The 26,451-nt window shown below is 61.9% G+C and carries 30 protein-coding genes and 1 pseudogene; 17 read left to right on the top strand and 14 right to left on the bottom strand.

Annotated features, from left to right (window positions below):
• Positions 1-69: 69 nt before the first annotated feature.
• Together CXY75_RS16650 and lepB are read left to right on the top strand one after the other, a co-directional pair.
• Positions 70-1,680 carry a multicopper oxidase family protein gene (locus CXY75_RS16650; protein WP_104083892.1) on the top strand — a complete coding sequence of 537 codons (1,611 nt, stop codon included), beginning with the start codon at positions 70-72 and terminating at the stop codon, positions 1,678-1,680.
• Between the two features lie 29 nt (positions 1,681-1,709).
• Positions 1,710-2,159, top strand: coding sequence for a signal peptidase I (gene lepB / locus CXY75_RS16645; protein ID WP_233201974.1), 450 nt, complete (start codon positions 1,710-1,712; stop codon positions 2,157-2,159).
• 59 nt (positions 2,160-2,218) lie between these two features.
• On the opposite strand, the pseudogene CXY75_RS21130 reads toward lepB, so the two are convergent.
• Both CXY75_RS21130 and CXY75_RS16635 read right to left on the bottom strand, forming a co-directional pair.
• Positions 2,219-2,463: pseudogene (locus CXY75_RS21130) on the bottom strand (transposase); the annotation flags it as partial.
• A 266-nt stretch (positions 2,464-2,729) separates the two neighbouring features.
• Entirely contained in the window at positions 2,730-4,934 is a 2,205-nt protein-coding gene (locus tag CXY75_RS16635) for a fibronectin type III domain-containing protein (RefSeq protein ID WP_233201973.1), read from the bottom strand.
• 964 nt (positions 4,935-5,898) lie between these two features.
• Here CXY75_RS16635 and CXY75_RS16630 point away from each other — a divergent pair.
• The 3 genes from CXY75_RS16630 (at position 5,899) to CXY75_RS21125 (ending at position 8,654) form a co-directional block, all read left to right on the top strand.
• A complete protein-coding gene (locus tag CXY75_RS16630) occupies positions 5,899-6,354 on the top strand; it encodes an SRPBCC family protein (protein ID WP_104083889.1) in 456 nt (151 codons plus the stop codon).
• Between the two features lie 562 nt (positions 6,355-6,916).
• The gene (locus CXY75_RS16625) at positions 6,917-7,702 is read left to right on the top strand and encodes a bacteriorhodopsin (protein WP_233201972.1); all 786 of its coding nucleotides are present in this window, start codon (positions 6,917-6,919) and stop codon (positions 7,700-7,702) included.
• 505 nt (positions 7,703-8,207) lie between these two features.
• Complete coding sequence (locus tag CXY75_RS21125) at positions 8,208-8,654, top strand: hypothetical protein (protein ID WP_146069514.1); 447 nt, start codon at positions 8,208-8,210, stop codon at positions 8,652-8,654.
• Positions 8,655-9,035: 381 nt separating this feature from the next.
• On the opposite strand, the gene ykgO is transcribed toward CXY75_RS21125, so the two are convergent.
• Entirely contained in the window at positions 9,036-9,158 is a 123-nt protein-coding gene (gene ykgO / locus CXY75_RS16615) for a type B 50S ribosomal protein L36 (RefSeq protein ID WP_088455075.1), read from the bottom strand.
• A 47-nt stretch (positions 9,159-9,205) separates the two neighbouring features.
• Between ykgO and CXY75_RS16610 the strand changes: the two genes are divergently transcribed.
• The 3 genes from CXY75_RS16610 to CXY75_RS19900 all read left to right on the top strand — a co-directional run bounded on the left by CXY75_RS16610 (position 9,206) and on the right by CXY75_RS19900 (position 11,206).
• Complete coding sequence (locus CXY75_RS16610) at positions 9,206-10,234, top strand: GTP-binding protein (protein WP_104083886.1); 1,029 nt, start codon at positions 9,206-9,208, stop codon at positions 10,232-10,234.
• Positions 10,235-10,283: 49 nt separating this feature from the next.
• Entirely contained in the window at positions 10,284-10,709 is a 426-nt protein-coding gene (locus tag CXY75_RS16605) for a hypothetical protein (protein WP_146069513.1), read from the top strand.
• Positions 10,710-10,957: 248 nt separating this feature from the next.
• On the top strand, positions 10,958-11,206 hold the full coding sequence (locus tag CXY75_RS19900) for a hypothetical protein (protein WP_158251240.1): 249 nt from the start codon (positions 10,958-10,960) through the stop codon (positions 11,204-11,206).
• A 64-nt stretch (positions 11,207-11,270) separates the two neighbouring features.
• Here the strand turns inward: CXY75_RS19900 and CXY75_RS16595 are convergent, their stop codons facing one another.
• The 3 genes from CXY75_RS16595 to CXY75_RS19890 form a co-directional block, all read right to left on the bottom strand.
• Positions 11,271-11,564: a helix-turn-helix transcriptional regulator gene (locus CXY75_RS16595; RefSeq protein WP_104083883.1), complete on the bottom strand. Its 294-nt coding sequence runs from the start codon at positions 11,562-11,564 to the stop codon at positions 11,271-11,273.
• A 95-nt stretch (positions 11,565-11,659) separates the two neighbouring features.
• Positions 11,660-11,803 carry a hypothetical protein gene (locus CXY75_RS19895; protein WP_158251239.1) on the bottom strand — a complete coding sequence of 48 codons (144 nt, stop codon included), beginning with the start codon at positions 11,801-11,803 and terminating at the stop codon, positions 11,660-11,662.
• Positions 11,796-12,317 carry a M23 family metallopeptidase gene (locus CXY75_RS19890; protein WP_158251238.1) on the bottom strand — a complete coding sequence of 174 codons (522 nt, stop codon included), beginning with the start codon at positions 12,315-12,317 and terminating at the stop codon, positions 11,796-11,798. Before CXY75_RS19890 ends, CXY75_RS19895 begins: the two co-directional genes overlap by 8 nt.
• Positions 12,318-12,700: 383 nt before the next feature.
• Here CXY75_RS19890 and CXY75_RS19885 point away from each other — a divergent pair, with 383 nt between their 5' ends.
• Entirely contained in the window at positions 12,701-12,856 is a 156-nt protein-coding gene (locus tag CXY75_RS19885; protein WP_158251237.1) for a hypothetical protein, read from the top strand.
• Here CXY75_RS19885 and CXY75_RS16585 read toward each other — a convergent pair.
• The 5 genes from CXY75_RS16585 to CXY75_RS16560 all read right to left on the bottom strand — a co-directional run bounded on the left by CXY75_RS16585 (position 12,853) and on the right by CXY75_RS16560 (position 16,703).
• A complete protein-coding gene (locus CXY75_RS16585; RefSeq protein ID WP_104083881.1) occupies positions 12,853-13,113 on the bottom strand; it encodes a hypothetical protein in 261 nt (86 codons plus the stop codon). The two genes, CXY75_RS19885 and CXY75_RS16585, sit on opposite strands and share 4 nt — an antisense overlap.
• Before the next feature lie 140 nt (positions 13,114-13,253).
• The gene (locus tag CXY75_RS16580) at positions 13,254-13,940 is read right to left on the bottom strand and encodes a cation transporter (protein WP_104083880.1); all 687 of its coding nucleotides are present in this window, start codon (positions 13,938-13,940) and stop codon (positions 13,254-13,256) included.
• On the bottom strand, positions 13,937-14,290 hold the full coding sequence (locus CXY75_RS16575; RefSeq protein ID WP_104083879.1) for a helix-turn-helix transcriptional regulator: 354 nt from the start codon (positions 14,288-14,290) through the stop codon (positions 13,937-13,939). Before CXY75_RS16575 ends, CXY75_RS16580 begins: the two co-directional genes overlap by 4 nt.
• A gap of 257 nt (positions 14,291-14,547) precedes the next feature.
• Positions 14,548-15,543, bottom strand: coding sequence for a F510_1955 family glycosylhydrolase (locus CXY75_RS16565; RefSeq protein WP_146069512.1), 996 nt, complete (start codon positions 15,541-15,543; stop codon positions 14,548-14,550).
• Positions 15,544-15,602: 59 nt separating this feature from the next.
• Positions 15,603-16,703, bottom strand: a complete 1,101-nt coding sequence (locus CXY75_RS16560) for a beta-propeller fold lactonase family protein (RefSeq protein WP_233201971.1) — start codon at positions 16,701-16,703, stop codon at positions 15,603-15,605.
• Between the two features lie 211 nt (positions 16,704-16,914).
• Between CXY75_RS16560 and CXY75_RS16555 the strand changes: the two genes are divergently transcribed.
• Both CXY75_RS16555 and CXY75_RS16550 read left to right on the top strand, forming a co-directional pair.
• Positions 16,915-17,649, top strand: coding sequence for a response regulator transcription factor (locus tag CXY75_RS16555; RefSeq protein WP_104083935.1), 735 nt, complete (start codon positions 16,915-16,917; stop codon positions 17,647-17,649).
• Positions 17,646-18,767, top strand: coding sequence for a cell wall metabolism sensor histidine kinase WalK (locus tag CXY75_RS16550; RefSeq protein ID WP_104083877.1), 1,122 nt, complete (start codon positions 17,646-17,648; stop codon positions 18,765-18,767). The genes CXY75_RS16555 and CXY75_RS16550 overlap by 4 nt, the downstream gene beginning before the upstream one ends.
• A gap of 209 nt (positions 18,768-18,976) precedes the next feature.
• On the opposite strand, the gene CXY75_RS16545 is transcribed toward CXY75_RS16550, so the two are convergent.
• Positions 18,977-19,126, bottom strand: a complete 150-nt coding sequence (locus CXY75_RS16545; RefSeq protein WP_233201970.1) for a hypothetical protein — start codon at positions 19,124-19,126, stop codon at positions 18,977-18,979.
• A 180-nt stretch (positions 19,127-19,306) separates the two neighbouring features.
• On the opposite strand from CXY75_RS16545, the gene CXY75_RS16540 reads away from it, so the two are divergent.
• Entirely contained in the window at positions 19,307-20,077 is a 771-nt protein-coding gene (locus tag CXY75_RS16540) for a hypothetical protein (RefSeq protein ID WP_104083876.1), read from the top strand.
• A gap of 122 nt (positions 20,078-20,199) precedes the next feature.
• On the opposite strand, the gene CXY75_RS16535 is transcribed toward CXY75_RS16540, so the two are convergent.
• Together CXY75_RS16535 and CXY75_RS19880 are read right to left on the bottom strand one after the other, a co-directional pair.
• Positions 20,200-21,204 (bottom strand): DUF418 domain-containing protein, encoded by a 1,005-nt coding sequence (locus tag CXY75_RS16535; RefSeq protein WP_104083875.1) that lies wholly within the window; start codon positions 21,202-21,204, stop codon positions 20,200-20,202.
• A gap of 354 nt (positions 21,205-21,558) precedes the next feature.
• Entirely contained in the window at positions 21,559-21,726 is a 168-nt protein-coding gene (locus tag CXY75_RS19880; RefSeq protein WP_158251236.1) for a hypothetical protein, read from the bottom strand.
• Positions 21,727-21,738: 12 nt separating this feature from the next.
• On the opposite strand from CXY75_RS19880, the gene CXY75_RS20130 reads away from it, so the two are divergent.
• From CXY75_RS20130 to CXY75_RS16510, 5 genes are all read left to right on the top strand, one after another.
• Complete coding sequence (locus CXY75_RS20130) at positions 21,739-21,942, top strand: hypothetical protein (protein WP_199182485.1); 204 nt, start codon at positions 21,739-21,741, stop codon at positions 21,940-21,942.
• Between the two features lie 167 nt (positions 21,943-22,109).
• Positions 22,110-22,610 (top strand): BBE domain-containing protein, encoded by a 501-nt coding sequence (locus CXY75_RS20125; protein ID WP_199182484.1) that lies wholly within the window; start codon positions 22,110-22,112, stop codon positions 22,608-22,610.
• 26 nt (positions 22,611-22,636) lie between these two features.
• Positions 22,637-22,981: an HPF/RaiA family ribosome-associated protein gene (locus CXY75_RS16525; RefSeq protein ID WP_104083874.1), complete on the top strand. Its 345-nt coding sequence runs from the start codon at positions 22,637-22,639 to the stop codon at positions 22,979-22,981.
• Between the two features lie 344 nt (positions 22,982-23,325).
• Complete coding sequence (locus CXY75_RS16515) at positions 23,326-25,689, top strand: trehalase-like domain-containing protein (RefSeq protein ID WP_233201969.1); 2,364 nt, start codon at positions 23,326-23,328, stop codon at positions 25,687-25,689.
• A 72-nt stretch (positions 25,690-25,761) separates the two neighbouring features.
• Positions 25,762-26,442 (top strand): TetR/AcrR family transcriptional regulator, encoded by a 681-nt coding sequence (locus CXY75_RS16510; RefSeq protein ID WP_104083871.1) that lies wholly within the window; start codon positions 25,762-25,764, stop codon positions 26,440-26,442.
• The last annotated feature ends 9 nt before the right edge of the window (positions 26,443-26,451 follow it).

The raw sequence follows: 26,451 nt of genomic DNA, 5'->3' as shown, positions 1-26,451 counted from the left end.
GCCGACAGCAGGGTTTCTCCAAGGACCTTAAGAGATCTTTAGATATACCCGAATGTCCAAGGAGAACCAATGACAATGACACGCCGTCAAGTGTTGCTACTCGGTGGAATCGGTGCAGCGGGTGTTGCAGGCGCCCTCTCGTTACCGCTCGAAACACTGAACGCGAAATCTATCAGCCGTCTTCCCTTTAGCGAGATGCCGAGGCCGTTCAAAACGCCTCTCGTGCAGCCACCCATCCTTCGCCCCACCCGGGTCGAAATCGACCCGCTCGACGGCGCGCCAGTGAACTATTACTCTGTGTCCGAAATCGCCGCGAGTGCATCGATCTTGCCGCGCCTGAAAACGCCGATCCTTGGCTACAACGGAATTTTCCCCGGGCCAACCCTCAGCGTCGACCAAGGTACGAAGGTGGTGCTGCGAGTGCGCAACAAGCTGCCGGCCACCCATCCGCTCGATGGCCATGCCCTGTCAACGTCGACGCATTTGCACGGCTCGGCGTCGTTGCCGCAGTACGACGGGTATGCGAGTGACATCACGCATCCAGGTTTTTACAAGGACTACCGGTACCCCAACTTCCAGCCCGCACGCACGCTCTGGTATCACGATCACGGGGTGCATTCCACGGCGCAGAATGCCTACTCGGGCCTTGCCGGGCAGTATCACTTGCACGATCCCCTGGAGCGGGCTCTTCTGCCTCAGGGTCCTTTTGACGTGCCACTCACCATATCTGACGCCATGTTCGCAGTAGATGGCTCGCTCGGGTACGACGACAACGATCACTCGGGTCTGTGGGGCGACGTCATTCTAGTCAATGGCAAGCCGTGGCCGGTGATGAAGGTACAGAAACGCGTTTACCGGTTTCGAATTCTTAACGCTAGTATTTCGCGTTCCCTGAGGCCCACGCTCAGCACGGGAGGTCCCCTTGTAATTGTTGGTACAGACGGCGGGCTCATGCCGCGGTCCCGTAGCGTCGCTAATTACCGACATGCGGGCGCAGAGAGGTACGAAATACTCATCGACTTTCGCAAGTATCAGACCGGTCAACGGATCGAGCTTCGGAACCTTTCCAACAAGAACAACGTCGACTACGACTTCACCGGTAAGATCATGGCGTTCGACGTGGTCGGCGCCCCGGTAAACACCATGGATCCGACTTGGAACACCATTCCGACAACCCTTGTTGGCAGCGAAGTCATGAGCCTCACTGCCGCGCAATCAACCAAGACGCGGCATTTTCGGGTGAAGCGCAACGATTTGACCAACCTGTGGACCATCGATGACGGTTCTTGGCAGGAAGTCATTGCGAGTGGCTTCACCAAGGTGATCGCCAACCCCGCGCTTGGCGCGACGGAAATCTGGGAGTTCGAGAATAAATCTGGAGGATGGTTTCACCCCATTCATATTCACCTCGTGGACTTTCAGATCCTCGGTCGCAATGGTAGAGCGCCGTTTCCAGCCGAGATGGGGCCAAAGGACGTCGTCTACGTGGGAGAGGGCGAAACTGTAAGACTGCTCATGAAGTTCGGCCCGCACCGAGGCAAGTACATGGTTCACTGCCACAACCTTCCGCACGAGGACCACGACATGATGGTGCAGTTTAGCGTCGGGCTAGCCGCAACCGACGTCGACTCCAACGACCCGATTTCGGCGGCACCTCCGGCATGGGACACCCAGGCATAGCGACCACGGCACCCATCAGAATCACCTCGATGATTATGGTGGGTGCTATTGTCCTGGTCGCGCTTCGCGTGTGGGTGGCGGCGCCGATGACGGTGGTTTCCGACAGCATGGAACCCACAGTGATGCAGGGCAGTATCGTTTTCGTTCATTCTGCGACACCGTCGTTCGACGGCCCAGCCGTGGGCCAAATGGTGGTCTTTCGCAGTCCTGAGGACGGCAAGCGCACGTTGAAACGTGTGGCTGGTGCAGCAGGACAAACTGTCGCTATTCGGGATGGCGCACTTTATGTTGACGGCGCACTCATTGTTGAGCAGTATGTGGACTCTCGCCAGACCGACGGCACGTTCTTCCACCGTGTTGCAGTGCCCGCCGGTCATCTTTTCGTGCTCGGAGACAATCGCGCACGTTCGATTGACTCCAGGGATTACGGCTTCATTCCGATTGCCGATTTGGCTGGCATGGTCCTCTGGCCGCGCTGAGCGGTCAACCAGTCAAGCCTGCGGCAGCTTAAAGACGGTTCTCCTGACTCTTCCGTGAATTAGTTGCGTCCGCAGAGTATTGGATTGTGGCCGCCGCGGCTGAGCATGGCAAGGGCGATGAAGGCGCCTGGTGATGTGAAGCCGAAGGCAATGCGGGCCATGAAGCGGATCTGGGTGTTCATGGATTCGACGCGGTCGTTGGAGAGGCTGTGCTCGATGGACGCCAGGATCGCGGCGCAGAGCTTGACGATGCTTTCTGCAGTTTCACGACCGAGGGAATGCGGCACCGGCGGGCCCAGCCGACTCAGTTGTTGAGGGCTTCAGTGGCCCATTTCACGACGTGGAACGGGTCAGTGCAACGAACGGAATTGGCGGTTTTGTCCGCGACAACTCTCGCGAACTAGGTCGCGCCGCCGGCAAAAACATGTGTGATCTGAGCCGAACGCTCCGATCCCGCGAAGTTGTGTCTTGGCGTGGCTTCTGTCTAACCAGCCTGGGGCCAGACGGCGCAAGAAACGGGCTCTCACCGCTGACGCTGTGAGAGCCCGTTACTCTGTCATCTCGTAGCCGTTACCCAGCGGTTACGGTCACTGGCCCCACGACGCCGCCCAGGGTGGAATCGATCCAGATCGAGCCGGGGTTGCTGATCGTGGTCCTGATTCTGTAGGTAAACACTCCACCGGTCTGCGGCGCCGCCGCTGCCGTGATCGGCGCGCGTCCGATGACAGGACCAGTCGGTCCGTCACGATGGATCGTCACGGTGCCGCCGACCGACGAACTGATACCGACGATTCTAAAGTCGCGCGACTTCCATCTCGCCTGGGTGACACTGATCTGGCTGGCGATCGGCGTGATTCGTACCTCATCGGTGCGCACGGCAGAACCAGAAGTGACAGTGAGCCGGAAGGTCAACGGATTGTTCGTCATCGGTGTCGCGAAGAGCGGCAAAGAGAACGATGGATTGACCGTCGTTGGCACTGAGAGGGTGACGCGGTCGGGATCCGTTGGGCCAGTTAGCACCTGCTCCCACAGGTAGGTCGTTTCCGCGCTGGTCGAGCGGCTGCCGTCGAGCACCACCGTGGTCGCGGTGACTGCCCGAGTGATCGCCTGATCGGCTCCCGCATTAGCGACGAGAGCGCCGAGTGCTTGCACCGGATCGGACTTCGCCGATTCGGCGCTGGCGCCGTTTGCATTGCTCGCAGTCACCGTGAACTGATAGGTCGTATCTGGAGCCAGACCGTCGAAGACGAGTGTTGTCACGTCTCCCGCGGTAGCGCGCGGGGGGCCCGCCACAGCTCCATCAGCGGTGTACGCCTGCACGGAATAGCCTGTAACAGTGAGTTCCGGTGCCCCGGGGTTTGCGGCAGCCCAGTTCAGCGTCACGCTTCCCGTGCCGGCCAGCGGTGGCGAGGTGAAGGTTGGCGTGGAGGGGAGAGGATCATTTGTGATGGTCAACACCACCTGGCCCTGCGTCGAGATGTTGCCGGATGGGTCGACCGCGGCAAAGTTCACAGTAGTCGTTGCGGCAATGTTGACGGGCTGTGTGTAGAGCACAGCGACCGGAGACAAAGTGCCGCCGGATAGGAAAACATCCGACCCATCGGTTGTGTAGTAAATCTCCGCTGCCGCCTCATTGCTGCTCAGGGTGAGGTCTTGGGCAGTGCGGAACGACCCGCTTTGGGGGGAGGCCGTAGCGAGGGGCGCGACGATGTCGGTGACCGGGATGGCATGCACGGCGGGAAAGGTCTCGCCCGCGCTGCTTACCGAGACGAGGAAAACGTCATACGTCTCGGCTGGATTAAGTCCCGAGATCGTGGTGGTCTTCGCCGCGGGGGAGTCGATGCGCTTGCCAAATTCTGCACGCTCTCCGTTCACGATCGTTTGTGCTACCGCGTGAACGCGGTAGCCGGTGATCGCCGGGGTGCCGGGGATCGCTTGTGCTGGCGTCCACGTGATCTTGAGTGAATCTGCCACCGTGGCGGCGATCACATTGGTCGCTCCGGCGGGTCCTGATTGCAACGGACCGTTCGGGCATCCGCCCATTCCAGGACCGCCCAATTCGCCAAACTCGGCGATGGTGAGTCCTTGGCGGTTAGCGTCGGCATCCTCGAACTCCCAGGACATCGCGCGCACACCGCTTCCGGCGGCAGCGGCAATGTCGGCAGCATCCTGGCTGTCGAAAACGTAGGTGGCCGTGAAAGTGTTAAGGCCCGCAATCCCGAACTCAAGCGATGAGCTGTAGCCCACGTTGGCTGTGAGCGGTCCAGGCACAGCGCGCACGTCACGTCGGCCGATAGCGGTGTCCTTGAACGCCGGTTCGACGATTCGCTGCTCGATCTGAGCTTTATTTGCGCTATCGCCAATAAAACCGTTGATGGTGACGGTGACGCCGTCGGCGGCGAGCACCGGCGTTGCTGTCACGTATACGTTTTGGGCTGTTGTGTCACCGGCTGCAGTTGCACCGAACTTCATCGACACGAGGTCTCCGGACCGGATGTCGGGGGTAACGTTCAGTGTCGTGCCGGCGCCCCAGCAGACCCCGCCCGGGTGGTTGATCTCGAGCGCGATATCGCCCGCGCCCACAACCGATTTCGCTGAGCCAATCACACCCACCCCGGGGCGCGTCACCTCTACGGTTGCGATCTCGCCAATGTGTTCTTGGTAGCCCTCGATGGTGATGAAGTCGCGGTCAGGGAAGACGACGATGTTGTTGGGAAAGGTCGGGACAGCCGCCGAAGCGGCCGGTACGGCGATGATGAAGGGTGCAATCAGCACTGCTGCTGAGACTCCAAACACGGTCGCGCGCCTTACGGAAGAAATCCTGTTTCCAGGACCCGCCGCAGATGGGCTGGTTTTCACGGTCATCCACTCCTTCATTAGAGTGCATGACTAATTCACGCACAATTGCACTCTCGTCCGGGGGCCTTGGAAAAACCATGTTTTTCCAGCCGCGACGTTGGTGGTCAGGAGTGGCGTTTTGTCCAGCGTCGGATTCAATAGAGGTTTTCGATCACGGGGAAAATGGGAAGTCACCTAAAACGGTCAAATTCGTCATCTCGAATCCAGTGGATAAATTGATTCTGTAACACGATCAGTCGATGCTCACCTGCGGATTCATGTCAATTCGGCAGCACCCCAGAAGGCACGGTAACCGAAGCTCACCTGTGGAAGTCTGAAGGATGTGCCACGCTTTCACGAGGAGCCATGAAATGAGGATATGACCAGCTTGAGCTGCGGGACGAGAACACGCGCGAATGCGGAGCACGCAAGCGGAACCCGCGAATTACGCAATCGTGATCCCGCCCAAACCTTCGTCATAGACTCGAGGAAACAGCCCACAAATGATCAGATGTTACGATATTCGCTAAATCCCGAGCGCCAAGCCATCAAACGACTGGCGCCCTCTGGCACGATCCCGGCACTCAACCGCACTAATGAGTGGCGTTCAGGACTTCGAAGACTGAATGACAGAAATCCAGAGCAGCCGCCAACTGCGAGAGTGCAGACCATTTTCACCCCGGTAGACACCCTGCAGCCCTAAGCTGAGGGCTCTTCTGGATGTCTGTCACTGGCGTTATCGTCAGGGAGTGTTTATGCATGCTCTTGAGGTTCCGTGCGTAGGTACCTTCACGCTCTCGTGAGTTTTATCTTCGGGGTTGACGTTGTGCCAGCTTTTAGTAATGTGATCGGCGATTGCAGGAACTCGTCCATCCGCTTAATTTGCTCCAAGGAGATCTTTATGCCTAACGCCATCGAGACCGTCGACGTCAACGTGCCCATCACCGTCGCTTACAACCAGTGGACAAAATTCGAGGAGTTTCCAAAGTTCCTGAGTTTTGTTAAATCCATCACGCAGGTGACCGACACACTGACCGAGTGGAACGTCAAGGTCGGCGGCGTGGAACGCACGTTTGAGGCGCGAATAACTGAGCAGCACCCCGACGAGCGTGTTGCCTGGAACAGTACTGGCGGCGAGGTCAACCACGCGGGAGTTGTCACATTTCACAAGTTGGCCAGGAACGAGACGCGTGTGACGGTTCAGCTTGATTGGGAGGCTACAGGGCTACTTGAGAAAGCCGGTGCCGCACTCGGCGTAGACAATCACGCCATCAAGAAAGACCTCGCGAACTTCAAGGAGTTCATTGAGGCTCAGGGAACCGACGAGGGTGGATGGCGCGGGGATGTGCAGGCCTGATGCTCCCGGTAGGCCAACTCACGGATCTTGATGGTCCGGTCGCCCTACACCGCAGTCCGGCTGCTTGGGGTGGTGCGCAGCGTGAAGTGCTTAGTGGTGTATTTGAGACACTCAACACCGTGGAGTATGCGCAGGTATTGCCTAGCAGATCTCTCGTTTGATGGGAACGGCGGTTCAGTAGGTCGGATCTGCGCAATTGCGAACTCGCGATCGCGATGCTTTTCTGCATGTTCTTCTGTGTGATCGTCGTGCTACCGGTTGTTCCATCGTGCACTTTTGCTCCACCCCGAATCCAATGATTGGGGGAGGCGTGCTGTGCAGGATCTGCGTGAGGTTAGTGCATTTAAGACACACGCAACTCGAAGTTGACCAGTATTTCTAGGACTCCCTCTGGAATTAGTTGAAAAAATCTGGTTGGTCGAAGTAGGTTGCTTTAGGTAACGAAGTTAGCTATTTTGTTTTTCGGTTTGATCTTCGTAATTTCGTCGAATGCTCGTGGACAGTAGAGGACATCTTGATACCTGACTCCCTAACCCAAATCCAATACGACACCATCTACAACGTGTTTTCTTTCGTGATCGCTTCGCAGCTGTTTACGTCTATTTTTCTGGTCGTCTGTCTGCCGCGAGTGCTGCCGCGCTACCGCCAGGCGATGACCGTCGCTGCCATCGTCTGTGGCATTGCGGCGTACCACTACTTCCGCATCTTCAACTCCTTTACCGAGGCGTTCGTCACTGACGCCATCGGTGGCCGCGGCAACTATGCCCAAGTTGCCGGAGCATCCTTCAATGAGGGCTACCGGTACGTCGATTGGCTCCTCACTGTGCCGCTATTGCTGCTCGAGCTCGTGGCTGTTCTGGCCCTGGCGCGTAAAGTGCAAAGCAGCCTGCTCACTCGGCTGATTCCCGCCGCCGCCCTCATGATCGCCCTCGGTTACCCCGGAGAGATGGCTTCGGACAACCTGACCCGCGGCATCTTCGGCTTGCTGTCCTCGATTCCGTTCGCGTACATCCTCTATGTGCTCTTCGTTGAGCTGACTCGATCGCTGAAACGGCAGCCCGCCACGGTGCGCAAAACCATCAGCCTACTGCGACTGCTGCTGCTGGCCACCTGGGGTGTCTATCCGATCGCGTACCTACTGCCCGGCATCGGCATCGACGGATCCGACGCTTGGGTAGGCCTGCAGATCGGTTATTCCGTGGCTGATATTCTCGCCAAATGCCTCTACGGCCTAATCATCTATCGTATCGCGCGCATGAAGTCTTTTGCGGATGACCAAGCCTTTGCCGACTCCGAGCTGTCGTTGGAAGACGCCGCAAGCCTCAAAAGTTCCACGATCAAATCGTAGTTGGCGTTAGCGTTCGGTGCAGGGTCTGTGGCCTGCACCCGCGCCCGTTAGCGGGAGAACGACGCATTTCACCGTAAGCACTCAGTGGCAGCACGCCCGCTCAAGTTATGCAATAAATATTGTCAGAGTCAGAAAAGCCCATCGGTGCGACGACCGATTAAATCCGCCGAGCCGACTACGGGATAGTCGTCTCGCTCGAGCTCTTTCGCGAATTTAGCCTGGGTCAACGAGTGCGGGTCCCTGCGATAAATTGGTCTGTTTTAGGATTGATGACGTCGTGGCGGAAGCTGTCGAGTACTGTTTGCGCAGGGATCCGGCCGGGGAGGCGCGTCGCGTCAGATCGCTATGGAACTGGCTTCTAATATTCGGTAGGGTGCGCAGATAGATGGCCCTGCTTTCGCTTGATCGCGTTCCGAAAGTCATCACTGGGCTGTCAGCTCCCCATGGTGAATTGATGATCGTGAACGATTATCTGCCTCGTGGGCACGTTTCGTAAGCGCGTGTCATGAATCCTGTGCCCGACGGTGACGGTCAACTTTTCGCATGGAGGACCTGTGTCGCGGAGCGGATCGAGGTGGACGCAGCGATGAAGTGGACCGACCTCAACGAAAGAGAGCGGGAGGCAAATCCCATAATCGGAACCATCGAACCCGCCGTGGCCGCGACGCTCGCCCGGCTTCTCCGACCGCACACCGCGACACCCACCGATTGTTTCTTTCTCGTGTGGGAGGGTTATTCCGGCATGCGCGATGACCTACGGGGCACGTCAAGCATCACGATACTTCCCACTCGTCGCGCGCTCATTCTCGCCGGTACCGACTCGATTGATAATATGGCGCTGCTGCGGCACGGCGGCACGAAGAAACTTTTCGTCGGAACCTATGCCGACGCCGATCGGGGCAAGGCTCGCAGCGGCACCATCCGCCGCAAACTCATCAACATCCCGGCCTGAATCTTCTCCTCAGCTCGGAAAATCATCCTGCATCTGCCGGCCAGCCGGCCAGCTGGCCATGGGAAGCCGGGTGGACAGCCGCGAACGCGGCTGTCCACCCGGCACCGAAGTTCACAGAACACCATTGACAGCAAAGCCGACAGCTTCGCCGCGCCCACCACAACAACGTGCAGAATTCAGCGACGCCACTCGCTCAAGGCGGACCGGTGGATCGAAGCTCAGCTACTGTCCTGACGGCTGACCGTTCGACGCAATGTTGTCGTGCGCATATGGACCGGTCAAGCAGCCGTAAACCGCTCCGGCGAAAACGACCAGCTTTGAGTCGAGCTTCCGCGTGCCGGGATGGCCACGCGAAGGGCAGGCCAAGCGCTGGAGGGCAGGCTAACCCTGCCGAGCCTTCAGCCGCGGGTTCTTCTTGTTGATCACGAAAACGCGTCCCCGTCTGTGCACGATCTGTGCGCCGGGGAGCTTCTTGAGCGCTTTGAGTGAATTTCGAACTTTCATGGTCACATCTTTCTTGTTGAGAACGAATATCAATTAGAGTAGCAGTCATGATCACGTCTCCCTCTCTCACAGTGAACCTCGTTAGCGGACTTGCCGGTGCCGGTAAATCGTCCATCGCGCGGGCCAGCGGGACAACCAGCATCCGTCTCGCTGGCTCAGATCGCAGCGCCGTTTCCAATGCCATTGCCGGCATTACCCGGACAGAGGTGATGTTGGAGATTCATCCGTCCATAGTTCCGATCGAGGTGGCGATGTCGGTTATCGCTGCGGGTGGCGACCGGGCGCTGCGGCCCGATGCTGAAGTCCTCCGCATCGGCAATTTTGTGAGCGTGCTGGACGCGTCCACGTTTTGGGCGGGCATCCGTAGCGATGCTCTTGCGCCGATTCCTCCCGTCTCCTGTGTCACGCATGGTGAGCACGACCGGACGATTGCCGATGCTTTGGTTGAGCAGATCGAGTGGGCGAGCGTTGTGGTGATCAACAAGACCGACCTGGCCACGGCGGCCGACTGTGCTGACCTGCGTGACTTCGTGCGGCTGCTCAACCCCTCTAGTCATGTCGTTTTCGCTCGCCATGGGCGTACCTCGGTAAAACCATGGTTCCCTCCCCGAGAGAACATGTTGGCTTGGCTGCAGCAAAGCCCCGGTTGGATTCGTCAGCTCAACGGTGAGGGGCTGCTAACTTCGAGCGGTATCGGGCTTGGATGCGTCGTTTACCGTGATCCTCGACCGTTTCACCCGGGCCGGCTCGCGAAATTTCTCAGCGACAAGGCGGCCAAATCGGGGGAGATCCTGCGCTCGCGCGGCCTGTTCCGTCTCGCATCCCGGCCCCACGTTGTGGGTTCGTGGAATAGCGCAGGCCCGACCATCGGCTTCGAACCGACCAGTATGGGCAGCCACGACCCCGAGTCTCCTTGGGGCCAGGAGATCGCCTTCTTTGGCAAGAACCTCGACGGGATCAAGCTCACCGCGAACCTCGACGCCTGCCTGCTGACCAACCGTGAATTCATCGGCGATCCTAGCGAATGGAAATCCCTGGCCGACCCCTTTCCGGCCTGGGACCTTGACGTTGACTGAGACTCCACCACGTCATATCCACTCCGACACGACAGAATCGGTGCCCGCAATGAAACACACAAAAGTGACAACCCTGACCGACCAGGAAGCCAGCGGTCCGCTCGTGGCCCTGTGCGCTGGCTACCGCTGTAACGCGCTCCACCGCCTGGCTGATGGCCAAAACGGTGCCGACCGGTTGCGGTCAACAATCGCAGCCAGCCGAGGTGCGATCCTGGTTTCCACCGAATGTCTGGGAGCCTGCGCCCGCGGGGCTGTCGCTGCGGTGGCCCGCCGCGATGGAAGCACCGGCATGACGGGTCCGTCCGTGTGGCTGGGTGGCCTCGATCAACCGGTCGCTCTGGATGCCCTCCTGGGCTGGATAGCATCCGGCGGCCCGGTGCGCATCCACGCACCGGCAGACGACATCCCAGCCGCGCTATACAGCGCCGTCCTCGGGACCGGCAAACCTATCCGGACCCGTAGCCCCGAGCGTTGACGCACGGGTGGCATGCACCGTGGCGAACGATCTAGCTCCCACCGGTGCGCCGATCGCGGCGGTCTGCTCGTACGACTCGGCGCAGTGACTTTCGTCGACGAATGCGGCTTGCAGGATGATCGCGACGTCGAGACGATGTTGGGTAGTCGGGCATATGACAACGGGGAGGCCGGTCCGCGGTGGACTGACCTCCCCGTTTGCCTTAAGACTCGAGAGTCTCGGGCGGGCGCTACTTAGTGCTCGTCGTAGTGACCCGCGTGCTCAGCGTGCCTGTGGCCGTCGTGCACGAAATCAGTGTGGTCGTCGTGGCTAACGGATTCGTGGCCACAGTCAGCACCGTGAGCGTGGTCTTCGACCGTGTGCTCTGCCTTCGACTCGTGCTCGTCATAGTGACCGTCGTGCAGGGCGTGGTGGTGGGTGTCGTGAACGTAGTCGGTGTGGTCATCGTGCTGGATCGCCTGATGTCCGCAGTCGACACCGTGCTCATGCTCGGATAGGGCGTGCTCGGCGTGGATTTCGGTTGTCGACATAATTGCTTCTTTTCTAACGAGTGAGTGTGTATTAGAGATCCTCTTCGAGGACGTGCTTGATCGCGTCTTCGACGACGTGGGCGATGTGGTGATCCGCAATTGCGTAAGTCACCTCTCGCCCGGTGCGGCTGGCGGTTACCAGCCGAGCCAACCTCAGTGTCTTGAGATGTTGCGACACGAGCGGTTGTGACAGGTCTGTCGCCTCCACGAGGGCGGTGACAGTCAGGTCAGATTGAGCAAGAAAATGCAGTATCTCCAGTCGCGCAGGCGAGGACAGCGCCTTGAAAATCTCTGCCGCTTCCTCAACACCTGCGCCGCTTGCCATGCTTCTATCGAAGCAGATATATAAAGATATTGCAATATATTGATCTAATCAATAATGCTTCTCACGGTTCGGGATCTGACGCAGGTGGTGAGGGGTTAACCTGCCAGGGATCTCCGGGTGTCGCCGTAGTCGTCGCTGGCGGTGATGCCGGTGGCGGCGCATCCGCTGAGGGCAATAAGGCCGGTGAGTGGCCTGGATAGTACAAAAATGCGGCGTTGCGTCCGGCTGAATTTAGCCAAGAGTGACTCCTTTATCGCTCATGAATGGTTCGGCATCGACACCGTCACCGTCGACGCGGGTTTCAAAATGCACGTGGCAGCCGCTCGACGCCCCCGTCGAGCCGACCACGGCAATGATTTCGCCGGCCACGACCAGCTGCCCGGCGTCGACGAGGAGCTGACTGTTATGGGCGTACCCGCTCTCGATGCCGTTGCCGTGGTCAATGAGAATCCAATTGCCATACGAGCCCTGATAGCCGGAGTCGACAATTTGTCCGCTCGTCGCGGCGAAAACGGGCCGGCCGCAGGGAGCGGCAATGTCGGTGCCGTTGTGAAAGTCGCCCACACCGTCAACCGGCTTGTTCGGACGAGAACCGAATGGGCTCGATATTCGGCCCAGAACGGGTAACGCCCAGCCTTCGTCGCTGAGCTGGCCCGGACTCAGGCTGGCCCATTCGCCGTTGTTAGCGGTTTCGGTATACGACGCGGGGTCTGGCGCCTCCCTGATGCTGAACCCGTCGCGTTGAATGGGCACGGTTGTTGTGCCTGCGGCACTGACGCTTTGGAGATCGTCTATCTCGACTGCGGCAGTCACTGCGGCCCTGGGTGTTTGGTTGGCGACCGCAAGCGTGGGCAGGGACGTACTAATCGCGAACAGAGCGATCATCGCCATTGCGCTACCGGCTGCTGTGCGCTGGCGCAGTGAGACGGGCCGGGAAGCTGCCCGTGATGGTGGTTGAGCCGGGCCGGATCGGCGCGCGCGCAGCCTGGTCTCCAACGCGCGCATGTCGCGACGCGACAGTGCTGGCTGTGCGCCGGAGATTTGTGGGGCGGTGGCGACGTGACCGGTGTTATCCACGGAACGCTGCCCGCGGAAGTCGGAAAATTTGACGGCAATGCATAAATATGTCCTTGCGGGTGATTCAGAAAAAGGAAGATGGTCGCCCAGCGCGGTTCTCCAATGAAGAATCCCTGCTGAATGAGCCGCTCTCGAGCGAGAAGCTCGTCATGACGGTGAGGCGAAGTTCCGCTACCAGCTACCAGCTACTGGCGCGAAACCGCATCACGGTCTAAACGCGACTAATAGACAGCAGGGTGAGGTTGGGGCGATGAATCGGCAAGGAAACGCTGCGCCATGACGCCAGAGTGACGCTGCTGGCGTCGAGCAGGCGCCGACGCAGGGCCGGAAGCCGAATCAGGAAAATCATGGCGACGAGGGCGAGCAGCAGCACGCACGTCATCGCGAGCAGCGCGGCAAGAGCCAGCAGTGAGACGAAAGGCGACAGCGAGACGGATGCATTGACCCGTCGTACCGCGCAATCTAACGTCATGTCACCTTCTGCTTCTGTCTTCAGCCCACGAACGGGCTGCCACTGTCTTTCCTCGCAGGATACCGCACGGCCAGCGATCATTCCTGAATGCCGGTTTCGGAAGGTGCGGCATCCGCTCTGATGAACGCTCGCCGAGGACGTTAGCAGCAGCTCCCGGGCTCGGGGGTACGTTCGCCGGTCAGCGCAGAAATCGGCGTGGCGCAGGTGTCGCCTTTCCACGCTTCAACGCCTTCCCGCAACGCGAAACCGGCAATCACCAGTGCGGCGACCGCATCGGCCCACGCCCACCCGAGCAGGCTGTTCAGCAGCAGCCCGATGAGTAGTGCGGCCGAGAGGTAGGCGCAGAGCAGGGTTTGTTTGGAGTCGGCGACAGCGGATGCCGAACCCAGCTCGCGGCCGGTGCGACGTTCAAACCAACTCAGCAATGGCATCACCATCAGGCTTACCGCCGCGAGCGCGATGCCGACCGGGCTGTGTTCTGGCGTGCGCAATCCCGTGATCGACAGCGCAGCGTCGACGGTGACATACCCAGCCAGAGCGAAAAAGGAGACAGCGATCACTCGCAGAGCGACCTTCTCGCGCTGTTCCGGGTTCGGCGCGGCGAACTGCCAGGCGACGGCGGCGGCCGAGAGCACCTCGACAATCGAATCGAGACCGAAACCGATCAGCGCTGCCGACGACGCGACAGATCCGGCGGCGAGGGCAATGACCGCCTCGATCAGGTTGTAGATAATCGTGATCGCGACGATCCAACGGATTCGCCGTTGCAAGAGCTGTTTGCGCGGCAGACCGAGCGCTCTGATGGTGCGCGCTGAGGTTCGGGTCATCCGCCGGCTCCGCAACAGAGGGGGACTTCGCAGGCGTCGTCACTGCACTCGTTGCCGTCGTCGACCGCGAGGACGACGTCGATCAGGGCGACGAGGGCGCGGGTTAGGTGTGGGTCGGCGATCTCGTACCGCGTTGCGCGGCCTTCCGGGGTCGCCGCGACGATGCCACAACCGCGCAGGCAGCTCAGATGGTTGGAAACATTCGAGCGCGTGAGCCCGAGATTCTGCGCCAGCTGGCCGGGATACCCGGGGGCGTCGAGGAGGCTCAGTAGGATGCGGGACCGGGTTGGATCGGCCAGGGCTCGGCCGAGCCGGTTCATGACGTCCGCCCGCGAGGCAATAGTCAGCATGTACTGACGTTACAGTGATGACTGACCTATTTGCAATGCGGGGCATTCATCGAAGAGTCACGTCGTGAGCGGATGCCGGCGCTCGCTTGTTCAGCGCTCTCATCACTCGCGCCCAGGTGCTGGCCGGCTGGAACAGGGCTCGCGCAGAAGCAACGACCCACGTCGAGCGGATCCTCGACCGCCTCCCGAGGCGCGAGCGCGATTTCATCCAGGCTATGGCGGGCCTGCCGAGAGCGCACGCTCAGTCATCGGTGCCGTCAGTGCTCATGCCCACTGACATTAGCGGCGCTTCCGGCCAGCGCTACTAGCGCGGTCCAGGTGCTGCCGTAGTCGTCGCTGGCAGCGATGCCGGTGGCGTCGGCGACGAGGATCCAGGGTGCGGTGCCGTCGACGACGGTGAACGCTTCGGGGGCGCGGCCGGTCGTTCCAGTCTGGGTCCACGTATCGGCGTCCAACCGCCAGACTCCGCCGCTGGGATCCATTCCCACCAGGCTGCTGCCGGCATCCGTTTCGACGGTGTCGATGAGGAGCAGTGCCGGAGCGCCGGCCAATGGGGTAAACGTTTGACCGGCGTCTGTGCTCATCAGGAGGCCGTCGGCTGTCGTGGCGTAGATTCGATCGGGCCGGGTTGGATCCGCGCTCAGGTCGCGGAGTGCGAGGACCGCTCGTGGGGACCAGGTAAGACCGGAGTCGTCACTGACTGTGATGGCCCCGGTGCCGGCGTTATAGCCGTAGACGCGCAGGGTGTCGTCGTCAAGCTGGACGGCATCCAAATCGTGAAAATCGGTTTCGCCCTCCAGCGACACTGCCGTCCAGGATGCCGCCTCATTGGTACTTGAGATCAGCCCCAGATTGGGTAGTCGCAGGTCGTTCGGCTCGGTCGGATCGGGGTGGCCGGATGCCAGCAGGTGGCCGGGAGCTGCGACGGTAAAGCCCATCGTGTCTTGCCCCAGACCGGCGATCTGCGTCGGCTGGGTCGTGTCGGCGCGGGGCGCTCCGGTCAAATAGGTGTCTGGCAGAACGTTGGTGGGGATGAGCCAGACACCGTGGTGGGTGGCCGCGTAGGTATTTCCCGTCAAGGGATCGGCGCCGAGGCCGTGCACGTGCTCGAAGGCGCTCTCGACCGGGGCGGTGTCTGCCGTCGGCACGGCGGAATCCGGGCCGCTGGCGGAGCATCCGCTGAGGGCAATAAGGCCGGCGAGTGGCATGGATAATACGAAAATGCGGCGTTGTGACCGGCTGAATTTAGCCAAGAGTGACTCCTCGGGTGCTCATAAATGATACTGCAGTGAGAGAGGGCGGGAAACTGGCGTCAGTGTTGCATGCCGTGCATACCCGTATCGTGATCGGCCAGGCCCAAATCGACCGGCGGGGTGGCCGCTGTTTTTCGGGGGGTGAATGTGATCCCGTTCGGTGTCGACCCAACGGGAATCGTGGCCACCACCGTCAACGTCGTCAGATCGAGTACGGAGACCGTGTCGTCAAACATATTGGTGACATAGGCATGTCGGCTGGTCGGGTCAATGACGATACCGTGCGCCCCGGCCCCGGTCTCGACCGTGCGAACAACGGCAAAGGTGGCGGTGTCGACGATGGAAACAGTAGTGCTGGGTTGCTCTTCTGTACCTTGGTTGGCGACGAGAACATACTTACCGTCTGCACTGGCGAACGTTTGAATCGGGCCAACACCAGTGGGAATGGTGGCAACGAGTTGGCGGGTAGCGGTATCGACTTTCGCCACAGCGTCGTCTCCGTTCAGCGAGGCATAAACGAACTGTCCGTCGGGCGAGAACGCGACCTGTGCTGGCGATTCCCCCACCTCAATTTCGTCAACCTGCGTGTTGGTCGCCGTGTCGATGACGCTCAGGGTGGTTCCTGCAATGTTTGCAACGTAAATCGTGGTGCCGTCCGGGCTGGGCCGCAGCCCGTGGGGTCCCGCGCCGACCGGGATTGTGGCGATCGTCGTCATGGTGGCGATGTCGAAAGCTGACACGGTGTCGTCGGCATTGTTTGTTGTGTATGTGCGAGTCTCGTCGGGCGTCACGATGACGTGGGCGGGCATCACTCCTGTGGAAACTGTGCCGTGAACCTCGTTCGTTTGCAGATCGATTTCTACAGCCATGGCCGACGTGCCGCTAACCGCCCAGATGGAGCGGCCCCCCGGTGCGGCCTGCACGTTGTGCGGGCTAGCAACGCCGGTGAGGGTCGTAGCCACCGTGTTGGTGGTGGCGTCGATCGCCGTGAGGCTGGCGTCGTCTTCGTTCCCGACCCAAATAGTGCCGGTGACCATGTCGTTATGAGCGGATGCTTGCGCGTTCGAATTACCGCTGGTAACTGCCACGACTGCTGTCGCCGCGACAACGGCGGCAACGCCGACTGCGACCGCAACGGTGGTGAGAGTGCGCTTCGTCATTCGAGCAGTCCCGTGACCCATTTTGCCTGCATCATTTCCCATCATCTGTTTCCTTTCGCGGCCCGCCGGTGGCGCTCCTCTGTGGAGTCTTCTGGCCTCGAATAGAGAACTGTCGAAGAAACTGTGAAGTTTTCCTGTGGTTTCCTCGCCGGGATCGGCTGCTGCCGCGCATCCGTTCGGCACGCGGGTAACGTGGCGGGACAATGAGAGCATGACGTCACCTACTTTCAGGCCGTACACGGCCCAGCCGCGGCCCAGAGTGCTGGTGGTAGATGACGAGTTGCCGTTGCTCGAGCTGGTCGCCGGCTACCTGGAACGAGATGGATTCGACGTCGAGACGGCAGTCGACGGACCGTCGGCCGTGACGAAGGCGCGAGACTGGTCCCCGGCCATTATCGTTTTGGACGTTGGGCTGCCGGCGATGGATGGGATCGAGGTCTGCCGCACCGTTCGCACGTTCACCGACTGCTACATCATCATGCTCACCGCTCGCGTCGACGAAATTGACAAGCTGGTCGGGCTTTCTGTCGGTGCGGATGACTACCTGACCAAGCCATTCAGCCCGCGTGAGCTCGTGGCGCGCGTGCGCGCGATGCTGCGTCGTCCGCGGCCCAGTGAACAGGTCGACGTCGGGGGCGCTGCGCCGCTGGTCTTTGGCTCCCTCCGAATCGACGTCGCCGGTCGGGAAATTCACCGCAGTGGTGAACCGGTGGATCTCACTCGGACGGAGTTTGACGTTTTGGCAACATTGGCCGGTAAATCTCGGATTGTCTTCTCCCGGCAGCAACTCATCGAGGAGGTATGGGGTGATGGCTGGCTGAGTGATCCACATCTCGTGGATGTGCATATCGGACACCTGCGACGCAAAATCGGTGACGACCCATCCTCACCGGTCTTCATTCGGACGGTACGCGGGGTGGGATACCAGATGGGCGCCGGAGCGTGAGCAGCAGACGCGTTCGGGTTCCTGGCCTGCGGGATCTCAGCGCGCGCCTACTCATCGCCATCCTGTTCGTTGTTCTGGTCGGGGTCGCCACCGCCTGGGTCGTCGTCGCAGGTATTGGCCCGGCCATTTTTCACGCACATCTGACGGGGATGGGCGCCGGACCAGAGTTGTCGCTTCACGCCGAAGAGGCCTTCCGGACGGCGTCCCTGCTTTCGCTGGCCGTGGCCTTGATCGCAGCCCTGGCCACCTCCGTCGGGGTTAGCCTGTTTGTCTCGCACCGGATCACTCGGTCCCTCGCGCCCGTTACCGCGGCCGCGAATAGTGTTGCCAACGGGAATTACACGGCCCGAATCCCCGCTGTGGGTTTGGGAGTGGAGTTTGATGACCTCACCACGGCGTTCAACTCGATGGCCACCGATCTCGGCCGAATAGAAGCGACCAGAACGAGAATGCTCGGCGACCTGGCGCACGAAATGCGCACGCCCATCACCACGATTGGGGCCTATCTCGAGGCCATCGCCGACGGTGTGCAGCAAGCCAACCCGGCAACGCTCACCATGCTGGGAGACCAGGTCACTCGACTGACCCGGCTCAGCGAGGACGTCTCCATCGTGACCACTGCCGAGGAGGGTCGACTGACCATGCACCGGCAACGACTGCCCGTCGCGCAGCTTCTCGCTGATGCAGTAGCCCAGGCGGCGGCGCAATACGCCACCCAGAATGTGACCTTGACGGCGGTTATCGCTGCCGGCGCCACGGCTGCTGCCGTCAATGGGGACGGCGATCGGATCGGTCAAGTCCTGACCAATCTTCTCGACAACGCGGTTCGACACACCCCGTCCGGCGGTGAAGTCGCTATTTCCGCCGCGGTCGCCGGCACCAGGGTAGCGATCTCGGTATTCGACCGGGGTGATGGAATTCCTCCCGACCATCTCTCGCATGTCTTTGAGCGCTTCTATCGAGTGGATGCCAGCCGCGACCGCGCTCACGGTGGTTCGGGAATTGGTCTGGCGATCGCAAAATCCATTACCGAGGCCCACGGTGGAAGCATCCGTGCGGAGAGCGCAGGAGTCGGATGCGGTGCGACCTTCACCGTGGAGCTGCCGCTTCTTCCCTGAACCCGCGCAGCCTGGTGCGCGAGCGGTGGACATCGACCAGCCGGCGTTGAACGTGGTCACGGAATCCGTGGCCCGGTTGGGCGCCGCAAGGCTGCCGGCATCCGTTGGTATCGGTGTTGGTCTGGGTGGCCGCTGCGCTAACCGGCGTAGCGCCTACCCATATCGGGCGCGCTCATGGCGCCGAGCTTACTGTTTCGGGTACGACGCGCTCACGGCACCCACCTGGGCTCTTCCTCGTTGGCGACCGTCTCGATCCAGTCGTGGTCGTCGGAGAGGTAGATGCCGGATTGCGCGCTCTCGCTGTCGGTAGCAACCTCGCCGCCGGCCCGCGTGATCTTGGCGACGACCTTCGGCGGCACAGCGTCGCCGTTGTTCGCGATCAGCCACGCCCGCGTCGACAGCGTCAGTTTGGGCTACCGCAGTTCGATATTCAGACGGCGCAGTCTGCCATGCTGTCGCCGGCGTGCGATCGGCCGGAGCGAAGCATCCGCTTGCCTGCGCGAGCCTGCAACGCCCGCGCGCATCGATAAACTCGAACCATGTCAGACCAGCACTTCGAGCAGGACGAAACCCTGCGCCTGCCGACCGTCCAATTTCGCGTCGTTCTCGACCTGGGGCCTCGGCTCGCAGCGGCCATCACCCTGCCACCCGAGCTGGCGCACCCCGATCTGTTTGCCGACCGCGACGATGAGGGCGAGGCGCTCAACCTGTCGATCGACTACGACAGCGGGCAGCTGCACGTACTCCTCGACGAGGCCGGCCCCAGTTATCACTACCACGGCACCGCCGACCCGTACGAAAGCCCGTGGCCGGAGGACCAAACCACGATTCTGCTGGAGTGGGCGCTCGTTTTGGTGCAGGAAATCGACGGACAAGACGAACTTCTCGACTCGATCTACGAGGCCGCGGAGTGGTTTGAACAGGGCTTCACGCTCTATGTACCCGAGACCGAACCGACCCAGCTCGAACTCATTGAGGTCGACATCATTGGTGAGCTGCTGACCTTGCCGTGGCTGGGATCCGGTCGGGTCGACCACGACCACATCGACGGCGACAACCACCCGATCGCCCTGCTCTGGAATATGACCAACGACGACCCCGATGTGCCGATCGCGCGCGCCTGGCTCGATCCGGAAACGGGGGAGCCACGCACCGCGGCCGAGCCCGGTGTGGACTGGAACGCCGTCGCCATGAGTGAAGACGAGGTGCTGCAGTGGCTCGTCGGCATCTACACCAACCACCACGTGGCCGCGACGCCCGAGGCGCAGATTATGCGCGCGGCGCTCGAGCGCATGGGTGGCATTCGCTGAGTGCACCATCGGTCGGCCGCGCCGCAGCATCCGCTCACCGAGGTGTGACTGTGCCATGGAAAATGGGCCGAAACTCCCATCTCGACACCGGGCGATAGGCGTGACGCGGCGTATCAGCGTGCTCACGGCGCCCGGGTCAGTGACGCGAGCAGGCGTTCGAGTGGGCCCTTACCCAGAAAATGCCGCCACAGGCTGGCCCCGAGTAGCGTGACGACGAGCATCCAGATCAGCAGCGGCCACCCGGGATAGTCAACCTCCCGGCCGCCGGCGACCACAATGGCCAGGACCATAATCTGGAGCGTGTAGACGCTCAGCGCCATTGAGCCGGTCGCTGCGACCGGCCAGAGGATGCCGCGCGCGATTCGGCCGGGCACGTCACGCTGCCGTGCCGTGAGCCAGAGCAACGCCCCGATGAGCGCAATGGCGAGCCCGCCGGAGCCGATCACTTCGGCGATTGATCCGGAATGGGCCGCTGCGCTGGCCCCGGGGAGCACGACAGCCGCGCCGTAGCCGGCCACCGCAGCCGACGCACCGATCCCCGTCGTGGCCACCTGGGTTTTCGGCCGATTCAGATCGGACCGCACGATGATGAGTCCAGCCAGGAGAAACGGCATCCAGATGAGCACTGGGTAGGTGCCATTGAGAAAGAAATAGTCGATGAAATAGGCGAACGCTGGCTGGTCGACATCCACTTCGCCCTGGGCGGCACCGAGCAGGGGCGCTCCAATGAAAAACGCCATGCCGATCAGGCCGAGGAGCCAGCGGCGCAGAAAGAGCAGGGGTATCAGCACCAAGAACATGAGGGCGTAGAAGTGCAGAATGATGGCGATACCGCTGTGCAGGCTGGAAAGCACCAGGCCGAGCAGAAACAAGAACAGTGCGCGCACCAGAATGCCGACGACACGATCAGAACGCTGGCCGCGCCCAAGCGGATGCTGCGACCCGGTCATGATGCCCAGCGACACCCCGGCCAGGGTCGCGAACAGTATGGACGAACGCCCGTCGACGAACAATTCGGCGTCGTTCGCGCGCGGGACGGCGTGGGCCACGAACATACCGATGATCGCGAGACCGCGGGCGATGTCGATGGCGACGACCCGTGTGCTCGTGGCGGGCCTCGTCTGCATGAGAACAAGGCTACGTGTTCTCCTGGCCAGTAATGCAGGCGGGTTCGCGCTTCGTAACGCTGGCGCTGGCCCAGATGACCGCCGAACCACGAGTGCAAGGATTCACGTGCTGCGGGTTATGGCTCCAGGACGAGCATGAGCGCTGTGTTCCAGCGACTTGACGCTGTGCGGTGCCGACAACGCGACACCTCGGCAGACGTCGTTGTGGTGAGTTCATCGGGGAGCGTCATCACGGGGCGTCAGCAGCAGCCGGGCCAGCGCCACCCGACGCCGTTCGGGCTGACCAACGCGATTCGCTCCAGACCCTGCGCCACGATGGTTCGCCGGGCGCAGGTCACTTCGGCGATACGGCGGCTAGTCGGAACGTCGGGGTTCTAGCCGGTCAACGTGGATGTGTTCGTCATCGCGCACCCGGGCATCCGCTGTGTCGAGCAGGGACTGGGCAGGCTGCACCTTCTCGCCAACCTCGGTGCGTAGTTTGCCCGCCGAGACCTGGGCATCGGAGGCCCGCTGATTCAGCAAAATCTTCGACCCGTGTTTGTTCTCGTTGCTGGTCTTGGCTATGCGCGCGCGGCGAGCCAGTTTGGTTTCGGTCTCGATGCGCGAGCGTTTCTCGGTTTTCGGGGCGCCGGCGCCAACGTCGGCATCGCGATCTCGTTCGAGTTCGAGTTCGAGGTCGGCGACATCGGCTGGGCGCAGCTCGCGTTCGACGCGACCGACACCGCGAGCTTTGTGTAGGGCTGGGACGCCGCCATCGAGGCGGCCCCGCGCGACGTCACGAGCTTCCTGATGATGGGCCGCCCGCAGCGCGGTGAACCCCAGATCGCCCAGATCATGGCCGTGGTCAATTCGAGTGATCCCGACGTAATCATCGAACGGCTGCGACCCCTCGCTAACATCGCCCCTTGGTCGGTCAGGAGGTGCGTTTGCAGTCCTCCGCCCAGGTAGGGGGCAACGCGGATCCTGGTCCACACCGTGGCCAGGGCGAACCGGTGTCGTGCTCGGGCCTGATCGAACACCTCACGCCCGAATTCGCGGCCGCTGCCACCCGGCTGATCCAGAGCGGTGACGTGTACTTCTTTCCGATTCGCACAAGGGGCGGCGCCGTCGCCGGTAGAGCGGATGACGCCACCCCGTTCGCGCATCGGCAAGCGAATTTCTCCGTGGTCGCGCTCGGCACCAACCGGGCGCGTCTCGCTGCAGCCTGGGACGATCTGTACCAACACCTGGCCGGCGTCTACCTCAGCTGTGAAACAGATCAACGCCCCGAACGCCTGGATGATGCTTTTCCGCCGGCAACACTGGCCCGCCTGCGCAAACTGAAACGGCGTTACGATCCCGAAAACGTGTTTCGCGACAACTTCAACGTGTCACCGGCCGCCTCAGATCCAGGAGCGGTAGCCTGAAAGTGCACGCAAGCAAAGGAGCAATAATGCAGGTCATTGTTAATACCGACAGCAACGTCGACGGTACAGAGCGTGTCGCCGGCGGCCTCGAAACCATCGTCGAAGAATCCCTCGCGCGCTACGGCGACCGCCTGACCCGGGTTGAGGTTCACCTCTCCGATGGCAGCGCCGGCCGCAGCAGCGCCGAGGACATCAAGTGCACGCTCGAGGCCCGCCCGGCCGGTGGCACGCCCGTCGTCGTCACCGAGAACGCCAGCGCCGTTGAGGAGGCCCTGACCGGCGCCCTGCACAAGATGAAAAGCCTGCTCGAGAGCCACTTCGGCAAGCTGGATGCCCGCAAGGGCAACCTCCCCATGGGCGAGGTCGTCTAACCCAACGGGCTCGTTACCCGAGGGCTCCTTGGCTGCGCCGAGCGGATACCGCGCTGTGTGAGCCCCGGCATCCGCTCGCCTAGCGCGGGGAAGTCTCGTGGCACGTGTTTGAGAAGTTGGCACTCGTTCAAACCGGGGCGAACCTCTCAAACACGTGCCGCGAGCGCTACCACGTGCCGCGAACGCTAACGAATGCCGCGAGCCAGCGCGCGGTGGCTGACGACGCTGACAACCTCGTGCCAGAAGGTGTGGCAGCGGCAAAACGGCACGGCACCAATGATAACGTCGCCTAGGTCTGGCCAGCGATGGGCGGTCACCGCCCCTCTGTTGCTAGGAACTCCCTCATGCCCCAACGCCTGAACCTGTCCAAGAACCTGCCGCGCAGTCTCGCCGGGTTGTCGCGTGAGATCGTTCAGGACCTGCAGCAGCTGGCCCGCACGCCGTCCCTGCTCGTGGCCTGCAACTACGGAGGTACGCTCTCGTATCACGGGGCTTCGGATGTGCCCTCTCAGTTGCTCGCCGAATCGGCGCTCGCACTGCGCGCGCTCGCCGCGTTGCCCAACACCCACACGGCCGTGATGAGTGGGCGCACCCTGCGCGACCTGGCCGCTGATTCCCGGCTGCCCCGAGAGGTTCACCTGGTCGGCTCCAACGGCGCCGAGTTCGACTCCGAATTCTTCGACGCAGACGCCGATGACAACGTCTCGGCAGAGCAGGACTCCGGCGCGGCCCTCGACCGCCTGCGCGCCCGCCTCGGCGTCAGCGCCGCCTTCTTCGCCGGCGACGGCGCGAGCGACGAGATGGCGATGAATACCCTGCACGGCCCTGACCTCGGAATCCGCATCGGCGACGGCGAATCCGTCGCCGCGCATCGGGTCAGCGGCCCGGAAAAACTCGCGCAGCTACTCGCCCTGCTGTTCGAGCTGCGGAAAGACTGGTTGTTCGGCCAGCACGTCGTCGCGATCGAACGTCACTCCATGATCGGCGACGGCACATCGACCGCCCTGGTGACTCCGGAGGCCCGCATCTGCTGGATGACGCATCCGCTGCCCGATTCTGGCTCGTTGTTCGCGAGCATTCTCGGCAGCGAAGAGGCCGGACACTTCTCGATCGAACCGGTGAAAAAGAGCCGCGTGCTCGGTCAGCGCTACGTCGACAACACCATGATCGTCGAAACCCGCTGGGCCGACGTGACCGTGACTGACTACATCGAACCGTCGCCGCTGGGCATCACGAACCTGGTGCGCAAGCTCACCGGAACCGGCCTGGCTCGCATCGTGTTCGCACCCCGCCCCGACTATGCCGTCGCCTACTTCAACATGCACACGGACGACGGCCTGGTCACCATTACTGGCACCCCCGACCCGATCGCGCTGTCGGCGCCGGGTGTCGAATTCACGATAACTAGCGACGGCCGCAACGAAACGGCCACCGCCATCGTCGACCTGTCCCAGGGCGCTGTCATGCTCAACCTGCGCTGCGGCGATACAGAGCCCTATCAAGCGGATGCCGCCGGCGAGGCCGCCAGGCGCGGTGCGGTCATGAACAACTCGCGTTCCTGGGTGAATTCGCTCTCCTTGCCGAGCGTCAAGCCCTCGCTCGTCGGCCGTTCGGCCCTCGTGCTGCGCGCCCTGTGCTACGAACCGACCGGCGCGGTGCTCGCGGCATCGACGACGTCACTGCCCGAGGGAATCGGCGGAACCCGCAACTGGGACTACCGCTACTGCTGGCTGCGCGATGGCTCAATGACCGTCAAAGCGCTCGTCGACCTTGGATCGACCGACGAGGCCGAGGCGTTTTTGGGCTGGCTGGCCGGGGTCGTGGCGGACAGTCCTGGCGCGCAGTGGCTGCATCCGCTGTATTCGGTCACTGGATCGTCGCTGTCGACCGAGGCAAGCCTCGAATCGTTGCCTGGCTATGCCGGATCGCGCCCGGTGCGGATCGGAAATGCCGCAGACAACCAGGTGCAGATCGACGTATTCGGGCCGGTCGCCGAGCTCATCGACACCCTCAGCGCCCGAAAGGGAACCCTCTCCGACTTTCAGTGGCACCTGCTCACCGAGATGGTCGAGGCCGTGACGAGTCGCTGGCAGGAGCCCGACCACGGAATCTGGGAGGCTCGGCGCTCGCCGCGGCACCACACCTACACGAAGACCATGTGCTGGGTGACCGTGGATCGGGCCATTCGCACCGCCGTTCGGCACGGACGCCCGGTCGGGGCCGGCTGGTCCGAGTTGGCCGAGACGATTCGCGAGGAGGTACTGCGCGAGGGATGGAGCGAGGAGGCGCAGTCGTACACCGTGGCGTACGACAGCCCCGACCTCGACGCGGCCGTGCTGCACATTGGACTGTCCGGCCTGCTCGACGTGCGCGACGAGCGCTTTCAGAAGACGGTGAGCGCCGTGGAGCGCGAGCTGCGGGTTGGCCCGACGGTGTTTCGCTACCGCTACGACGACGGCCTGCCCGGGCTCGAGGGTGGCTTTCACATTTGCACGACCTGGCTGATCGAGGCCTACGTACTCACCGGCCGGCTCGATGAGGCCGAGGCCCTGTTCAATCAACTGGTCGCGCTGGTCGGCCCGACCGGGCTTCTTTCGGAGGAATTCGACCCGGCCACCGAGAAGCACCTCGGCAACCACCCCCAGGCGTACTCACACCTCGGCTTCATCCGCTGCGCGCAGCTGCTCGACGAGCGCCGCGGGAGGTAGCTTTCCGCGAGTCAGCCGTGGGTGCCCGCAGATTGTCTCGGACACCTGTCCGAAAAGTGCTATACTAATCGGATGACTTCGTTAACTGACCCCGGTTTCATCGCCGAGGTCCAGTTCGACGTTCTCCCCGATCTTCTCTCTGAGTCGAAGCTCACGCATGACCCGCGGGCCGAGCGCACAAGGCAGCTCATCTTCACGGCGATCCGTGCGCTGATTGCCCAGCCATCGGCATCCGTTTCGGTGGCTGAAATCGTGCGCCTGGCCGGAATCAGCCGCAGCTCGTTCTATGCGCACTTTGCCAGTCTCGATGTGCTGGCGGCGGAGCTGCTGCAGGCGCAGTTCGCTGATATCGGCTCGGCCGGTCTCGACCTTCGACCGGTCAGGGCCGGCGAGAGCGCTGCACGGTTTGGGTATGCCCGCCTCGTTGCTCACATGGTCGAAAATTTTCCCCTGTACGCGAGTGTGCTCGAGCTGCCGTTGACCCGCACAGCGCATGACCAGATCATCGAGGCCTACGCCACCCGAATGCTCGAGTCGGTGCTCGTCTTTGACGAGACCGTGAACGCCGAGCTGGTCACGACCTACGTCGCCGGCGGCGCGCTCACCCTGATCGGCTCCTGGATGCGCGGCCACCTCGACGTCTCCGACGACGAACTTGTCGAACAGCTCGTGGCGCTGCTGCCCGGCTGGCTGCTCGATCACCACACCTCAAGCGCAACGCCGTTACGCGTTGCATCACCCACACAAAACTGAAGGCGCATT

The organism is Cryobacterium sp. Y11, from assembly GCF_002929535.1.
GTDB lineage: Bacteria > Actinomycetota > Actinomycetes > Actinomycetales > Microbacteriaceae > Cryobacterium.
Note: the sequence above shows the minus strand (reverse complement) of the source record. Positions and strands in the feature narration are given on the sequence as shown.

Coding starts and splice junctions, on each gene's coding strand:
- CXY75_RS16510 (WP_104083871.1), top strand. CDS start 25,762: ATGACTTCGTTAACTGACCCCGGTTTCATCGCCGAGGTCCAGTTCGAC.
- CXY75_RS16610 (WP_104083886.1), top strand. CDS start 9,206: ATGATCACGTCTCCCTCTCTCACAGTGAACCTCGTTAGCGGACTTGCC.
- CXY75_RS16525 (WP_104083874.1), top strand. CDS start 22,637: ATGCAGGTCATTGTTAATACCGACAGCAACGTCGACGGTACAGAGCGT.
- CXY75_RS16535 (WP_104083875.1), bottom strand. CDS start 21,204: ATGCAGACGAGGCCCGCCACGAGCACACGGGTCGTCGCCATCGACATC.
- CXY75_RS16555 (WP_104083935.1), top strand. CDS start 16,915: ATGACGTCACCTACTTTCAGGCCGTACACGGCCCAGCCGCGGCCCAGA.
- CXY75_RS16630 (WP_104083889.1), top strand. CDS start 5,899: ATGCCTAACGCCATCGAGACCGTCGACGTCAACGTGCCCATCACCGTC.
- CXY75_RS16580 (WP_104083880.1), bottom strand. CDS start 13,940: ATGACCCGAACCTCAGCGCGCACCATCAGAGCGCTCGGTCTGCCGCGC.
- CXY75_RS16560 (WP_233201971.1), bottom strand. CDS start 16,703: ATGACGAAGCGCACTCTCACCACCGTTGCGGTCGCAGTCGGCGTTGCC.
- CXY75_RS16515 (WP_233201969.1), top strand. CDS start 23,326: ATGCCCCAACGCCTGAACCTGTCCAAGAACCTGCCGCGCAGTCTCGCC.
- lepB (WP_233201974.1), top strand. CDS start 1,710: ATGATTATGGTGGGTGCTATTGTCCTGGTCGCGCTTCGCGTGTGGGTG.
- CXY75_RS16585 (WP_104083881.1), bottom strand. CDS start 13,113: ATGACGTTAGATTGCGCGGTACGACGGGTCAATGCATCCGTCTCGCTG.
- CXY75_RS21125 (WP_146069514.1), top strand. CDS start 8,208: ATGAATCCTGTGCCCGACGGTGACGGTCAACTTTTCGCATGGAGGACC.
- CXY75_RS16650 (WP_104083892.1), top strand. CDS start 70: ATGACAATGACACGCCGTCAAGTGTTGCTACTCGGTGGAATCGGTGCA.
- ykgO (WP_088455075.1), bottom strand. CDS start 9,158: ATGAAAGTTCGAAATTCACTCAAAGCGCTCAAGAAGCTCCCCGGCGCA.
- CXY75_RS16540 (WP_104083876.1), top strand. CDS start 19,307: ATGTCAGACCAGCACTTCGAGCAGGACGAAACCCTGCGCCTGCCGACC.
- CXY75_RS16605 (WP_146069513.1), top strand. CDS start 10,284: ATGAAACACACAAAAGTGACAACCCTGACCGACCAGGAAGCCAGCGGT.
- CXY75_RS16575 (WP_104083879.1), bottom strand. CDS start 14,290: ATGCTGACTATTGCCTCGCGGGCGGACGTCATGAACCGGCTCGGCCGA.
- CXY75_RS16595 (WP_104083883.1), bottom strand. CDS start 11,564: ATGGCAAGCGGCGCAGGTGTTGAGGAAGCGGCAGAGATTTTCAAGGCG.